This window comes from Streptomyces mirabilis (assembly GCF_039503195.1).
GTDB classification, from domain to species: Bacteria; Actinomycetota; Actinomycetes; order Streptomycetales; family Streptomycetaceae; genus Streptomyces; species Streptomyces mirabilis_D.
Genome location: NZ_JBCJKP010000001.1, coordinates 8768218 through 8782523 on the forward strand (window position 1 = coordinate 8768218; position 14306 = coordinate 8782523).

13 protein-coding genes and 1 pseudogene are annotated in these 14306 nt (G+C 71.5%); 5 read left to right on the forward strand and 9 right to left on the reverse strand.

The window, feature by feature from the left end; all coding sequences use genetic code 11:
- Positions 1–283 precede the first annotated feature (283 nt).
- A complete protein-coding gene (locus tag AAFF41_RS39655) occupies positions 284–1981 on the reverse strand; it encodes a carbohydrate binding domain-containing protein (RefSeq protein ID WP_319749385.1) in 1698 nt (565 codons plus the stop codon).
- Between the two features lie 181 nt (positions 1982–2162).
- A complete protein-coding gene (locus tag AAFF41_RS39660; RefSeq protein ID WP_319749384.1) occupies positions 2163–3341 on the reverse strand; it encodes an ATP-grasp domain-containing protein in 1179 nt (392 codons plus the stop codon).
- Positions 3342–3629: 288 nt separating this feature from the next.
- On the opposite strand from AAFF41_RS39660, the gene AAFF41_RS39665 reads away from it, so the two are divergent.
- Positions 3630–4538: a metallophosphoesterase family protein gene (locus tag AAFF41_RS39665; RefSeq protein WP_343325516.1), complete on the forward strand. Its 909-nt coding sequence runs from the start codon at positions 3630–3632 to the stop codon at positions 4536–4538.
- The gene (locus AAFF41_RS39670; protein WP_319749382.1) at positions 4486–5178 is read left to right on the forward strand and encodes a 4'-phosphopantetheinyl transferase family protein; all 693 of its coding nucleotides are present in this window, start codon (positions 4486–4488) and stop codon (positions 5176–5178) included. The genes AAFF41_RS39665 and AAFF41_RS39670 overlap by 53 nt, the downstream gene beginning before the upstream one ends.
- On the opposite strand, the gene AAFF41_RS39675 is transcribed toward AAFF41_RS39670, so the two are convergent.
- Positions 5175–5417, reverse strand: a complete 243-nt coding sequence (locus tag AAFF41_RS39675) for a hypothetical protein (protein ID WP_054236050.1) — start codon at positions 5415–5417, stop codon at positions 5175–5177. The genes AAFF41_RS39670 and AAFF41_RS39675 overlap by 4 nt on opposite strands.
- 353 nt (positions 5418–5770) lie before the next feature.
- Between AAFF41_RS39675 and AAFF41_RS39680 the strand changes: the two are divergent.
- Positions 5771–6469: pseudogene (locus AAFF41_RS39680) on the forward strand (alpha/beta fold hydrolase); the annotation flags it as partial.
- A gap of 324 nt (positions 6470–6793) precedes the next feature.
- On the opposite strand, the gene AAFF41_RS39685 reads toward AAFF41_RS39680, so the two are convergent.
- The 4 genes from AAFF41_RS39685 to AAFF41_RS39700 are packed head-to-tail and all read right to left on the reverse strand — an operon-like array spanning position 6794 to position 10662.
- Positions 6794–8242 carry an NAD(P)/FAD-dependent oxidoreductase gene (locus AAFF41_RS39685; RefSeq protein WP_319749380.1) on the reverse strand — a complete coding sequence of 483 codons (1449 nt, stop codon included), beginning with the start codon at positions 8240–8242 and terminating at the stop codon, positions 6794–6796.
- Positions 8226–9434, reverse strand: a complete 1209-nt coding sequence (locus AAFF41_RS39690) for an MAB_1171c family putative transporter (RefSeq protein ID WP_319749379.1) — start codon at positions 9432–9434, stop codon at positions 8226–8228. The genes AAFF41_RS39685 and AAFF41_RS39690 overlap by 17 nt, the downstream gene beginning before the upstream one ends.
- 15 nt (positions 9435–9449) lie before the next feature.
- Positions 9450–9980, reverse strand: coding sequence for a toxin-antitoxin system, toxin component (locus AAFF41_RS39695; protein ID WP_319749484.1), 531 nt, complete (start codon positions 9978–9980; stop codon positions 9450–9452).
- Positions 9981–10011: 31 nt separating this feature from the next.
- Positions 10012–10662 carry a helix-turn-helix domain-containing protein gene (locus AAFF41_RS39700; protein WP_343325517.1) on the reverse strand — a complete coding sequence of 217 codons (651 nt, stop codon included), beginning with the start codon at positions 10660–10662 and terminating at the stop codon, positions 10012–10014.
- Between the two features lie 240 nt (positions 10663–10902).
- Between AAFF41_RS39700 and AAFF41_RS39705 the strand changes: the two genes are divergently transcribed.
- A complete protein-coding gene (locus AAFF41_RS39705) occupies positions 10903–11550 on the forward strand; it encodes an MmyB family transcriptional regulator (RefSeq protein ID WP_343325518.1) in 648 nt (215 codons plus the stop codon).
- A gap of 31 nt (positions 11551–11581) precedes the next feature.
- Here the strand turns inward: AAFF41_RS39705 and AAFF41_RS39710 are convergent, their stop codons facing one another.
- Both AAFF41_RS39710 and AAFF41_RS39715 read right to left on the reverse strand, forming a co-directional pair.
- Positions 11582–12361 carry a PDC sensor domain-containing protein gene (locus AAFF41_RS39710; protein ID WP_343325519.1) on the reverse strand — a complete coding sequence of 260 codons (780 nt, stop codon included), beginning with the start codon at positions 12359–12361 and terminating at the stop codon, positions 11582–11584.
- Positions 12318–13154, reverse strand: a complete 837-nt coding sequence (locus AAFF41_RS39715) for a FadR/GntR family transcriptional regulator (protein ID WP_388410143.1) — start codon at positions 13152–13154, stop codon at positions 12318–12320. Before AAFF41_RS39715 ends, AAFF41_RS39710 begins: the two co-directional genes overlap by 44 nt.
- A gap of 104 nt (positions 13155–13258) precedes the next feature.
- Here AAFF41_RS39715 and AAFF41_RS39720 point away from each other — a divergent pair, with 104 nt between their 5' ends.
- A complete protein-coding gene (locus AAFF41_RS39720; RefSeq protein ID WP_319749373.1) occupies positions 13259–14296 on the forward strand; it encodes an ABC transporter ATP-binding protein in 1038 nt (345 codons plus the stop codon).
- Positions 14297–14306 lie beyond the last annotated feature (10 nt).

The following is a 14306-nucleotide window of genomic DNA, read 5'->3' on the forward strand; positions in this document are numbered from 1 at the left end:
GGGGAAGTGGCTGTACTTCCCATGAAGAATGAAGGAAAGGGCGAAAGCCGTGGTCACGGCGGCCTTCGCGCCCGCCGTGACCACGGCGCTTCGTTCGCCGGGGGAGGCTGATGGGGGGCGGTGCGCCCGCGGCGGCGAACCCTCGAGGGGTGCCGTCGCCCCGGAGTCCCGAGGTCGCCGGCGGCCTGCCGTACATCGCCCCGCCCGCCCCGGGGCGGGCGGCTGGAGCGACACGTGGGGGTATCCGACCGCCTGACGGCCGGATACCCCCACGCCGGGAGCGTCAGCCGGTGAACCCGGCCGTGATGGAGGTGAACTGCCAGTTGTTCTGGCTGATGCCGGAGCAGTTGCTCACCACGCCGCCGCCGGGGCAGGGCCGGTCACGGTTGACCGCCCAGTAGGCGAGACGGGCGATGTGGTGCGAGTTCGCCCAGTCGCGGATCTGGGTCCAGATCGCCGGGGTGGTGTTCTCCTGCTGGTCGGACAGACCGTTCATGCCGGAGATGCCGATGTGGGAGTAGGCCGTGGCGTCGTCCCAGCCGAAGGTGGACTTCAGCTTGGCCTTCAGCCCCTCGGCGGCGTTGACGGTGTTGCCGTACATGTCGGAGCCGCCGCCGAAGTCGAACGGCATGATCGTGAAGACGTCGATGCCCGCGTTCAGCGACTGCGCCTGCTCGATGAGCCGGTTGCCGTAGTAGGTCGGTCCGGTCGTCGAGGTGCCGAAGGTGACGATCGTCCTCAGGCCCGGGTTGTTGGCCTTGACGGTCTTCAGCGCGGTCAGGATCTTGGCCTGGACGGCCTCGTTCTCGAACTCGTCCGTGTTCTCGATGTCCATGTCGATCGCCTTGAGCCCGTAGGCGTCGATGACCTTCTGGAGCGCACCGGCGAGCGCGCTCGCCGAGGAGCAGTTGGCCCCGAGCTTGCTGCCCTGCCAGCCGCCGAACGACGGGACGACGTCACCGCCGGCGGAGCGGATCTGGTTGATGACGGTCTGGTCGGTGCCGCCGGTGAGGGCCCTGCTGCCGTCCCAGGCGGGGTTGCAGCCGCCCGAGTCCAGCATGAACGCCATCGTGAACCACTTGACGCCGGTCGAGCTCATCACCGAGGTCGCGCTCGGCGGGTCGCCCCAGCCGAGGTAGAGGTACGGTGCCGCCTGCTTGAAGCCGGTGCCGCCGCCACCGCCCGCGTCCGTGGTCACGGACACGGAGTTGGAGGCCCCGGAGGTGTTCCCGGCCGCGTCCCGCGCCTTCACCGTGAACGTGTAGGCGGTGCTCGACGCGAGACCGCTGACCGTCGCGCTCGTCCCCGACACGCTCAGCACCTGGTTCGAGCCGCTGTAGATGTCGTACGCGGTGACGCCCACGTTGTCGCTCGACGCGCCCCACGACAGGGACACGCTGGAGGAGGTCTTGCCGGTGGAGGTCAGGTTCGTCGGCGCGGTCGGCGCCTGGGTGTCGGAGCCGCCTCCGCCGCCCGGACCGTCCAGGCTGATGTCGTCGGCGTAGTAGGTGCCCTGCGCGTACCAGCCGTGGACGTAGATCTTGGCGCTGGTCTGCGAGGCGCCGGTCGTGAAGGAGACGCTGAGCTGGCTGTACGCCGACGGGGACGTCGTCCACGTCGACGCACCGCCGTCCACGCCCAGGTAGACGTAACTGCCGCGCACCCAGCCCGAGAGGCTGTACGTGGTGTTCGGCTGGACCGAGACGGTCTGGCTGCACTGGGCGTTGTCACTCGAACTCACCGCCCCGGCCAGGGCCTTGGAGCCGCCGTGCACGGGGCTGGAGACGACCGAGCCGAGGTTCCCGGTGCACGACCAGGGGGAGAGGCCGCCCGACTCGAAGCCGGGGTTGGACAGGATGTTGGCCGCCTGGGCCGTGGTGGGCAGCGCGACCGCCCCGGCCAGCGCCAGGGCGGCGGTGCCGAGCAGCGCGAGGACACGATGTCTGGAGCGCCTGAGGTCTGTTCTGAGGTTGATGCGCACGCGATCTCCCTTGAGGCATGGGGGTGTTCGGGAGTGCTTCGGGAGTGCTGAGAGGTGCGCAACCAAGTTGGTATGGACCAATCCCGCTGTCAAGGCGTTGCGCGGAATTGGTCCAGACCGGTGAGCGGGTGGGGAAGGTGAGATGCGAGGGGGTGAGGGGTGGGCAGGGGGCGCGTAAGGCTCAGGCGGGGGCGATGGCCGCCGTGGTCGCGGTGGAGGCCTTGGACGCATGGGCGGGTGCGGGCTCCGGTGTCGGAGCGGACTCCGTGGCCTGGGCCGGGGCGGGCACGGCGGGCAGGGTGGACGCGGGCGCGTCGGTGCGCTGCTGCGGCAGCGAGACCGGACGCACCGGACGGGGACCCGCGAGCACGGTGTAGTCCTGCCCGAGCAGCGGCGGCACCATCTCGCCCGGCTCCTCGCCGAGCGCCAACCGCACCGCGGCCCAGGGGGCGTTGATGCCGCACTGCGAGAGCTGGTGCAGACCGCCCGCCGGGCGGGTGTTGACGTCCATGAGAACCGGGTCGTCACCGAGCATCCGGAACTGAATGTTCGTCAGGTAGTGCAGTCCGAACGCCTCCGCGAGCAGCCGCGCGGGCTCGATGAACGAAGGGTGCAGCGTGAAACCGCGACGCCGTCCGTTCTTCGTGCGGCCCACCGCCATCCTGACCCGGCCGTCCGGCGCCGTGAGGCAGTCGACGGACACCTCCGGCTGCCCCAGGAGCGGCATGACCAGCCAGTCGACGGGCTCCTCCGCCGACCGCAGTGCCTCCACGACCAGGTCGAGCGGCACGTACGGGCTCGGAAACCCATTGAGGTGCGCGAGCGAGAAGGGGGCGCGGGTGATGACGCGGAAGCCCACTCCGCCCGCCCCCGCGGCCGGCTTGAAGCAGGCCTTGTGACCCTCGGCCTCCAGGGTCTCGACCGCGGCGACGAACTCCTCCTCGGTGCGCACCCGCCACCACGGCGGCACCGGCACACCCACCGCCTGCACGGCCTGATACGCGGTGGCCTTGTCCAGGAAGACGGCCACGGCCTCGGAGGGCGGCGCCAGCAGGGCCGTGCCGAGCGCCGCGAACTCGGCGCGGTGCGCCACGATCGCCGCCTGGTGCAGGACCGGCACGAACACGTCGATGGAGTGGCGCGCGCACTGGTCGAGGGCGTACTCGACGTAGGCGGCGGGGGAGAGGCCCTCCGGCTCCATGGCGGCGGTGTCGGCGGCGGCGAGCACGGGGGAGTCGGGGTCGCCGTGGGTGGCATGGATCTCGACCGGGCGGAGCTGCGGATTACTTCGCAGCTGGTCCATGAAGAACACGTTCTCCGCGTACGTGCGGTTGAGCCAGACGCGTACGCGAGAACCCATGCAGGCCGCCTTTCAGGGTTCCGGGCACGGCGGAGCAGGCCGTGCCCGGCCAGGGGAGAGGGAGGAACAGCAAACCGCCATACGCCGAGAAGGGTTCGTGGCGGTTGTGTTGGGGCGATCATAAGGGGCGCGAGCCCGGTGTGACGCTACGGGCGTGTTACGGATTTCCCGCGACCCCGGAATCAGGCTCGACGCGCCGGGGCGCGAGGCCCGGCGCGCGGGCCGTCCTTGTCCCGCGGGGGCGAATGTGTTCTTGTGTTTCCAGTCCTTTTCTCGGAGGTGGCAAGGGTGCGGTCGACGGCCGGCGGACACGGAAACCTGCTGGCCATCAGCGACCTGCACATCGGGTACGCGGAGAACCGCGCCCTGGTCGAGAAGATGCGCCCGTACACCGACGACGACTGGCTCCTCGTGGCCGGTGACGTCTCGGAGACCGTGGCCGACATCCGCTGGGCCCTCGAAACCCTCAGCGGACGCTTCCGCAAGGTCGTCTGGGTGCCCGGCAACCACGAGCTGTGGACCCACCCCAAGGACGCCGTGCAGCTGCGCGGTGTCGCCCGCTACGAGCATCTCGTCACCATGTGCCGGGAGTTGGGTGTCACGACCCCCGAAGACCCCTACCCCGTCTGGGACGGGCCGGGCGGCCCCGCGGTCGTCGCACCGCTCTTCCTGCTCTACGACTACTCGTTCCTGCCGCCGGGCTGCGCGACCAAGGACGAGGGCATGGCGTACGCCGAGGGGACCGGGGTGATCTGCACCGACGAGCACATCCTGCACCCCGACCCCTACCCGAGCCGCGAGGCCTGGTGCCGGGCCCGGGTCTCCGACACCGAGCGCAGGCTCGCCGAGTTGCCCGAGGACCTGCCCACCGTCCTGGTCAACCACTACCCGCTGGACCGTCACCCGACCGACATCCTGCGCTACCCCGAGTTCGCCATGTGGTGCGGCACCCGGCTGACCGCCGACTGGCACCGCCGCTTCCGCGCCCAGGTCATGGTCTACGGTCATCTGCACATCCCGCGGACCACCCACCACGAGGGCGTCCGCTTCGAAGAGGTCTCGGTGGGATACCCCCGGGAGTGGCGGCCCCGCCCCGGCCCGCCGGACACCCTGCGCCACGTACTGCCGATGGAGGTCGGAACCGGTGATCGAGGAGCTGCTCCCGGAATCGGTCGTGACCGTGGAGACACACGGTGACGACCAGGACTGGGGCGCGCCGCTGTACCCCGGGGAGCAGCAGCTCGTGGCGCGGTCCGTGGAGAAGCGGCGCCGTGAGTTCGCCGCCGTGCGCGCCTGCGCCCGCCGGGCCATGGAGAAGCTCGGCGTGCCCGCGCAGGCCGTCCTGCGCGGCGAACACGGGGCGCCCGTCTGGCCCGCAGGGCTGATCGGCAGCATGACGCACTGCGAGGGCTACTGCGCGGCCTCCCTCGTCCGGGCCACCGACCTGGCCTCGCTGGGCATCGACGCCGAACCCCACGAGGAACTCCCCGACGACGTCATCGGTTCCGTGGCCCTGCCCAGGGAGAACGACCGGCTGCGCGAGCTGGCGTCGCAGGACGCCTCCGTGCACTGGGACCGACTGCTGTTCAGCGCCAAGGAGTCCGTCTACAAGGCGTGGTACCCCCTCACCGGAAAGTGGCTGGACTTCTTCGAGGCGGACATCGAGCTCTTCGCGGACGACGGCCCCGCACGTTCCGGCGGCCTGCGCGCCGAACTCCTCGTGCCGGGACCGCTGGTGAACGGGCGACGCATACAGGCCTTCGAAGGGCGCTGGACCGTGCGCCGGGGCCTGCTGGCCACGGCCGTCACCGTCCCGCACACCGGGGCCGACGCCTAGCCAAGGTGGCCTCCGGGCTCCGGGCACCAGCTGTGCAGCAGCCGGAAGAACTCCTCCTCGTTGCCCGCGAGTCCGGCCGCCGCCAGCGCCTGCTCCGCCTCGGCGAGCGCGGCGGGCGGCACCACGGGTGGTCGACGTCCGTCCGGCGGACCGTCGAACGCCGCTCGTACGGTCTGAAGGAGACGCAGATAGGCCTGCACGGCGGCGCGTTCGTGGTCGGTCAGTACGGCGGTCGGCATCGGACGGCTCTCCCCGGGTCGGCTGGTCGAAGCGGTACATGGCGGTACGTGCCTCCAGCTTGCCAACCGCCACTGACAATGCGGTTTCGATGCGTGCGGGTTCGCCCGCTTAGCGGAGGCGAAACATCACCGAAATCCCTTGTGGGACAGGGGCCCTAGGGTGGTGAGAAGAGCCGGGAAGCGCCTTCCCGGCAGCGGGGAAGCCGCCTTCACGGCGGCCCGTAACAGGAGGTGAGCCCGTGGTCGACGTACCGCCTCGGCGTCCGCGGCGCAACCCGCGGCTGCGTTCCGTGCACGACGCGGAGCTGCGTCTGCAGCACCGCGTCGTACACGGCTACCGTCGTGCCTACCGCGTGGCCGGTGAGGGCCCCACGCTCGTCCTGATCCACGGCATCGGTGACTCCTCGGCGACCTGGGCGGACCTGATCCCCGACCTCGCGCGCTCCCACACGGTGATCGCGCCCGACCTGCTCGGCCACGGCTCCTCCGACAAGCCGCGCGCCGACTACTCCGTGGCCGCGTACGCCAACGGGGTCCGCGATCTGCTCACCACGCTCGACATCGAGTCCGCCACCCTGGTCGGGCACTCCCTCGGCGGCGGTGTCGCCATGCAGTTCGCCTACCAGTTCCCGGAGCGGACCGAACGGCTGATCCTGGTCAGCGCGGGCGGCGTCGGCGGCGAGGTCAACCCCGTACTGCGGGCCGTCTCGCTGCCGGGCGCCCACCTCATGCTCTCCGCCCTGCGGCTGCCCGGCATGCGGCTCCAAGTCGGCATCTTCCTGCGTCTGATGAGGCTCCTGGACACCGATCTGGGCCAGGACGCGCCGGAGTTGCTCAACCTCGTCGACGCGCTGCCCGACGCGACCTCCCGCAGCGCGTTCATCCGCACCCTGCGGGCGGTCGTCGACTGGCGCGGGCAGGCGGTGACCATGCTCGACCGCTGCTATCTGACCGAGGGCATGCCCACGATGCTGCTCTGGGGCGACCGGGACAGCGTGGTACCGGTGCGGCACGCGTACGGCGCGCACCAGGCCATGCCGGGTAGCAGACTGGAGATCTTCGAGGGCGCGGGCCACTTCCCCTTCCACAGCGACCCGGCCCGTTTCCTCGCCCTGGTCGAGGAGTTCACCAGCACCACCAGCCCGGCCGACTGGAGCCGCGAGCACTGGCGCGAACTGCTGCGCGCGGGCCGCCCCGGCACGACGGCCGGCCCGACACCGCCCACAACCGGGCGGTGGAGCGCGACCTGCGCGAGGCGAGCGAACGCAGCGCGACCTGACACCCATGGCCGACGAGGCGGTCGCCGCCGACCGCCCGCCGCCGAGCCGTTCCCCACCGCCGAAGGTGCCCGGCGCCGCTGGACGCCTGCCCTCCGCTCAGCCCACTGCCGGCGTTCCCGACGGCTCCGGGACGCTCAGCACCGCTTCCCACTCCTCGGCCGTGAGGGGCGGGTCGGTCAGAGGAGGGCGGCGCGGGCCACGCAGTACGGCGACGGCGACCTCCGGTCTGACCAGCGCGGACAGGGGCGCGGAGAGGGTGGACACGGCCAGGAACGCCTGGGCGACCAGGGGGCGTCCCGCCGCCGTCCGCAGGAGCCGTTCGACATAGCGCCCCAGCAACTTCCGCGTGGCCCCGGGCTGCTCGCCGATCGCGCCCGGGTAGCGGATGTCCGTGCCCGTGGCCAGCTCCCAGGCGATCGTCACCGGAAGGGCCACCGCCCGCTGCACCCGCCGCGCGAGCCCCGGCGCCGCGATCCCGTGCTCGGCGAGCCGGTCGCGCAGCGCCAGCGCGCCCTGTGCGGCCACCGTCATGCCGTGCCCGTAGACCGGGTTGTACGTGGCGACGGCGTCGCCGAGCGCGACGAACCCCTCCGGCCAGCCCTTGACCTTCTCGAAGAAGCGCCGCCGGTTGATCGTGCTGCGGCTGACGGCGACGTCCGTCAGCGGCTGCGCGTGCGCGATCAGCTCGCCCACCACGGGGTGCCGCAGGCCGCGCGCGAACGGCTCGAACTCCTCGACGGAGTCCGTCGGCTGTCCGTCGCGGGTGCCCGACAGCGTCACCAGCCAGCGTCCGCCCTCGACGGGCACGATCGTCGCGGAGCGGCCCGGCACGGGCTGCGCCGGGTCGGGCTGCACAGCGACCACGGGGTAGTCCTCGGTGCCCGCCGGTGCCCGGAAGATCCGGCTGGCGTAGGTGAGTCCGGAGTCGACCTCGTCCAGCCGCGCCGGCGCGACACCCAGCGCGTCGAGCCAGAGGGTGGAGCGTGAGCCGCGCCCCGAGGCGTCCACCACCAGGTCGGCCGGGAGCACCCGTTGCCCGCCGTCGCGCATCCGTACGCGCACGCCCGTCACCCGGGAGGCGTCACCCTCCAGACCGAGCAGCCCCGTGCCGTCCACGACGGTCACCCGGTCCTTCGTGGCGACCCGGTCGCGCAGTACCGAGTCGAGCAGATCACGGCTGCACGAGATCATGAACTCCATCTCGGGCCAGCGCCGCAGCCAGCCCTGCGCCGTCAGGGAGACGAATCCGGTGGGCAGCGGGATCCGGCGGGCGCCCGCGGCGAGCCAGGCGGCGGTCACCCCCGGCAGCAACTCCTCCATCGCGTGGGCGCCACCGGACAACAGCAGATGGGCGTGCCGGGCCTGCGGGAGGCCCTTGCGCGGCGCGGGCCCGTCCGGCAGGACGTCGCGCTCGACGACGGTGACCTCGGCGTACGGGTCCAGGGCGGCGGCGGCCAGCAGACCGGCCGTCCCCGCGCCGATGACGACGGCCCGACGGGGGGCCGTACCTCTGTCGCCTGCTGCCGCGCTAGCGGGATTGCTCATGGAAGTCGCTCTCTGACCTGGTCGCGGCCCGTCCTCGGACGGCCGCGACGACGGGTGACTGACGCAGGGCCATCGACATCCGTACGAGGTCGCGTGGACCCTCGGCGGAAGCGGCGGGGGCGGTGGCGGCCTCCGCCGCGCTGATGACCCTGCCCTCCGGGTCGGCGGCCCTGGCCCGCACCGCCGCCGTCACCATCGCCGCGTCGGCCTCGGCCTGAGCCTGGGCGGGCTCGGAGCCCGCCGTCACGGCCGCGTCGTAGGCGAGGGAGCGTACCGCGGAGTCGAAGTAGGGGTACAGGCTGAGCATGCCGTCGTGGATGTCGGACTCCCGCTGGGTGACCTGGAGTTCGGCGGAGGACCACCAGGAGATCCGCACCGCGTGGTCCGCGTGCGCCGAGACCGTCCGCAGCTCGCGCCACAGCGGTCCGAGCCGGCGGTACGTCGACCAGGTGGTCCAGCTGTCCCCGATGCGCTGGCAGGCCAGCGGGAGCAGGAAGCCGACCGCGCTGACCTGGGCTCCGACGGAAGCCAGCACAGGGGCCACGTCGGTGCTCAGACCGTCCAGGTTCGCGCCGTTCCAGCGGGCCACGACGGCGATGAACTTGGTCGCCGAGTAGGGGACGTTGAAGAGGAAGCCGACCGCGATCGTCAGGAGTCCGGCGCGCAGCCAGCCGTCCACCTGAAGGGCCCAGCGCCAGCACATGACGTTCATCGCGACGCCCGCGACGGTCAGCGCCACGAGGTAGAGGACGATCATCTCGCGGATGAACGGGGTGTTCGCGTAGTAGGTGTCGAGGTCGCGCAGGCGTTCCTCGGGGCAGTCCCCGAGCAGGTAGAGCACGACCAGCGCCACGCTCACGACGCCGTACCCGGTGATCCAGCGGCGGGAGAGCCGGCGGGTGACCTCGGGGGGTCCGCCGCGCCAGTGGATGATCAGCACCAGACAGGACGCGCTGAAGACGCTCAGCAGGCAGTAGACCAGGGGCGCCGAGATGTTGGGGATACCGGTGAGGTCATTGACCTCGGCGATGGTCGGCGGGGCTGCGAAGAGGAACACCAGGCAGGCGAGCGCCAGCAGGATGCCCACCGACCGCAGCAGCGGGTCGCGCCAGCCGCGGATCAGGGTGGGTGCCTTGACGGCGAGGGCGGCGCCCATGGCGACGGCCGGGACGTAGTAGCTGGATCCGTCCATGTCCGGGAAGGCGCCTCAGCCCTGCGGTCCGCGGTACCCCAGGGACGCCTCGATGCGGCCGGCCAGCCCGTCCCGGCTCATCGGCCCGCGCAGTTGCGAACCGGCCAGCCAGGTACGGCACTTGCTGGCGAGCAGCAGACCGAAGCTCTCGGCCTCCTTCTCGTCCGCGAGGTCGAAGCGGGTGCGCGCGGCGACCCTCAGGACGGTCGCCTGCAGATCGGCGGTGTCGCTGAGTAAGCGGGCCGCGACGGCGGCGCCCTCGACGTGGTGACTGCAGTGCCCGGCCTTCATGTGCCACAGTTCGTGGCCGAGGATCACCAACTGGTGGTCGGGGGCGGTGCGTTCCTCGATGACGACGAGGTCCTGGTCGGCCATGTCGAGCCACAGCCCGCTGGCGGTGCCGGGCGGGAACGCGGCCGTACGGAACTGGACGGGACGGCCGCGGCGTCTGCTCATGGCGTCGCACAGGGCGGCGTACAGGTCGCCGGGTTCCGCCGGTGCAGGGAGCGAGAGCTCCGCGACCAACTCGCCGCACAGGCGGCGCATGTCCCTTCCGATGCCCACAGTTCTCCCCGGATCACGACTCGGGCCGCTTGACGCTCTCCAAGAGCATGTCCAGCCATTCGGCGACCTTGTCGCGGTGCTGGTCGGTGGGCAACTGCGCGGCCCGCCAGGCGATTCCGCGGACGCCGTGGTCCTGGAGCAGCCGCTCCAGCGGGTCGTCGGCGGCCGCGGCCGCCTCGCGCTCGGCCAGCTGTTGCAGCAGCTCCTGCTCCGAGCGCTGCAGGGCGCCCACGAGCGCCTCGGAGTCCTCGGCCGTCAGGAACCCCGCGTGCACCCGGAAGAAGCGCTGGATGGCGTCGCAGTGCTCCATGGTGGGGCGCCGGTCGCCGTTGATGAGGGCGCCCGCCTGTTGACGCGACATTCCGGCGCCGTCGGCGATCTCCTGTTGAGTGTATTTGCGCCCATTGGGCTTGATCCGGGTGCGGCGCAACAGGTCCAGGCGCTGGAGGAAGCGGGCCTGGAGATCGGGTTCCCCGGCGGGGCGACCGCCCAGCAGGGCCCGCACCACGGGTTGGGGCACGCCGGACTCGGCCGACAGGCGCTGGACGTCGAAAACCTCGGAGTGCTGCACATCGAGCCGGTCGGCGAGTGCGGTGACCCGGGCCACGACGGCCGGCAGCAGAACCGTCGCCGTGGCGCCCGGAACTTCGAAGCCATCCGTCACCGACTGATCTCCTACGTCTCTCTCAGTCTCGCTCAGGTCTCTCAGGTGTCTCTCACAAGGGTCAGGGACCAACGGGAGACTAGCCGTTCGCTCGAACTCACATCCAGCGGTCGCCACAACTGTGGCGCGAATCAGCCGTCAACAAGCGCTAAATGCCACGATAGTTGACATGGCTGAGCTCCGGGCAGCAGGATCGGGGCGCCGCGTGAAGGCCGCAGAGGCAAGAGGGGTGACCTCCCGATGGCGTACCAGGCAGGATGGCAGCGGTCCCAACCGCGACCTGTCCCCGAGAGTCTCGAGGCTCAGGCGTATCTCCAGGACTACGCCGCTCTCCTGGATGCCGTGGCGTTCCCGTCCGTCGTCTTCGACCACCGCTGGGACGTCGTGTTGTCCAACGCCGCGTTCGAGACACTTTTCGGCGGCGTGGGCCCCCATCCGACCGCCATGCCGGGTGACAACTTCCTCCGGTTCGTCCTGTTCCACCCGGACGCGGCCACGGTCCTCGGCGAACACGAGTCGAGCTGGTGCCTGCCGATGCTGGCCCACTTCGCCGCGGCGGTGGAGCGCCACGGCCAGGACCGCGGACTCCAGTCGATCCGCCGGGACATCGCCCAGGACCCGATCATGGAGGCCGCCTACCGGCAGGGCCTGCCGCACTGGATCCGCGCCGTCGGCCCGGACGCCGTCGAGCACGACGGCGCCGTACGGCCGCTGGTGCACCCCGATCCCCGCTGGGGCCGCACGGACTGCCGGATCGTCGGTGAGACCCCCAAGGCCCTTCAGGACATGGGATATACGCGGATGACCCTGGTCCTGCGCGAGGCGCGGCACATGACGGCCGGACCGCGCAGGACACGCAACGGCGCGGCGGAGCTGCGCGTGGTGTGAGCCCGCTCGGCGGTCCGGGGTGTGGGCCCGCTCAGGGGTCCAGTACAACGAGCACAAGGGGCACTCCGTCGCACGGGATCAGCCGCATCCCGTCGTGGCGCGTGGTCCGCGCCCCTGCCAGTACGGCCCCGAAGTCCGGGCCCTTGGTGAGCGATCCGGCCAGATGCGCCGGATCGGCGGACGCGGCCACCCGACCGCGCCCGTTCACCAAGTGGGCGGCCCCGGGCAGCTGTTGGAGCAGCGGCACGACCGCCGCCTCGAAGTGCCGCAGATACACGTCGGCCGCGGCGACCCCCACGAACCGACCCTCCACCTGCACGGGTGCGGACAGGGTCAGGCTGTACTCGTCGGAACAGAGGTAGTCCACATAGGGGCCGGCGACCGCCCGCTGCCCAGTGTCGCGGGGGAGGGCGAACCAGTCCCAGTGCGTGTAGTCGGAGTACGCGCAGTGCGCGGGGTCGAGGTCGAGCAGCAGCGGCCGCACGTCTCCGCCGGAGCCGGTCTGCCACCACTCCAGCCACGCCGGTACGTCGCTCAGCAGTCCCGGCGCGGCGACGAACCCTACGCCCGACACCAACTCCTGCCGGGTGAGCCGGAGGTGAAGCCCCGGGCGCAGCGCGGCCAGGTCGACGGTCGCGGGGCGACGGCCCTGCGCGGCGACCCCGGTGAGCCGGGCCGTGGTGTCGGCGCGGGTCTCGGCAACCGCCTCGAACACGGCCTCGAGGGTGGAGCGGACCTGGGCGGCGACGGCCGCCTCCGGTGTCGCGTCAAGCGTCGCCGTGGCGCCGGCCGGACCGGGGCTCCTGCTCATGGGTGCCCTCCAGTGGACGGGGACCGGACGCGGCGCGCGGCATCGCGAGGCGGAGGGCGATGAGCCGTGCCGTCGAGGCCTGGACGCACCGCTCGGCCAGCGCTCTGGCCGATGCGTGGGCCCCATCTTGCACGGCCGAGATTACGGAGCGGTGACGGTCTGCGACTTCTTCACGATATGTGTCGTCCCCGAGCACGAGACACAACAGTGCCCCCACCTCCGTCTGGAGCGCGACCTGCTCGCGGGTCAGCCGGGCGGACTGGGCCGCCGCGGCGAGCTCGACATGAAACCGGCCGTAGACCCGGCTGCGCGCCGCGGCGTCCTCGGCGGACGCCAACTCGTCCAGTGTGCGCCGCAATTGCCGCAGGTCGCCCGGCTCCGTGCGCTCCGCGGCCAGCTGGGCGGCCGCGCCCGACAGGGCGGCCCAGTGGTCACCCAGATCGCGCAGCTCCTCCGTGCTCCAGCCGGCCAGCCGCACTCTGAGCCGCTCCTCGCCGGGGACCTCGGGGAGGGAGACGAAGCTGCCGCCGCCGCGCCCCCTGCGGGTGGTGACCAGCCCTTGCTGGCGCAGCGCCATCAGCGCCTCGCGCAGCGTGACCGTGGACACGCCGAGCTGGCCGGCCAGCTCCATCTCGCCGGGCAGCTGCTCCCCGTCGGCGAGCAGGCCGAGCTCGATGGCGTCGCTGAGCCTGCGGATGACCGCGTCCACCCGGGCGCGGTTGTCCACGGGGGCGAAGACGGCCCTACGGGCACCCTCGGCGCTGTTGTTCACGTACTGCTTCACGGCCACCACCTTGTGCGTTGACTCAACCTTTACTCTAAGGGGGTCTTGAGCTTTGAACTATGACTTCATATCTTTCCGGTCAACGCGCCAGTGCACCAGAAAGGTTCCCGCCCATGGAGGCAACAGCGATCCGGCTCCAGGGCCTGCGGAAGGCGTTCGGAGAGACGACCGCCGTGGCCGGAGTGGACCTGGACATCGCCGACGGTGAGTTCTTCTCGATGCTCGGCCCGTCCGGCTCGGGCAAGACGACCGTCCTGCGGATGATCGCCGGCTTCGAGAGCCCGACCGCGGGCCGGATCGAGCTGGCGGGCCAGGAGGTCACCGGGCTGGCCCCCTTCGAGCGGGATGTGCACACCGTCTTCCAGGACTACGCGCTGTTCCCGCACATGACCGTCGAGCAGAACGTCGCGTACGGCCTCAAGGTCCGCAAGGTGCCCAAGGCCGAGCGGCTCCAACAGGCCCGCGAAGCGCTCGCGGACGTACGCCTCGAAGGCTTCGGGGCCCGCCGCCCCTCCCAGCTCTCCGGCGGCCAGCGTCAGCGCGTCGCACTCGCCCGCGCCCTCGTCGGGCGCCCCCGGGTGCTGCTGCTCGACGAGCCGCTCGGCGCCCTCGACCTCAAGCTGCGCGAGCAGATGCAGGTCGAACTCAAGGCGATCCAGCGAGAGGTCGGCATCACCTTCGTCTTCGTCACCCACGACCAGGAGGAGGCCCTGACGATGAGCGACCGCATCGCCGTCTTCAACCAGGGCCGCATCGAACAGGTCGGCACCCCGGCCGAGATCTACGAACGCCCCGCCACCCCCTTCGTCGCGGGCTTCGTCGGCACCTCCAACCTGCTCGAAGGCGAATCCGCGCAGCAGGTGGTGGGCGCCTCGGGCACGTACAGCATCAGGCCCGAGAAGATCCGGGTCCTCAAGGAGTCCGCCGAGGCCGACGAGCCGGAGCACTCCACCGCCACGGGAACCGTCGTCGAGGTCGTCTATCTGGGCGACGCCACCCGTTTCCTGGTGGACCTCGACGCGGGCGGACGGCTGACCGCGCTCCAGCAGAACCTGGAGACCTCCTCCGAGGACGTCGCCGCCTATCGCGGCACCCGGGTCCGGCTCCGGTGGCACCGCCGTCACACCTTCAAGGTCCCCGCCCCCCGCTGACGACCCCCAC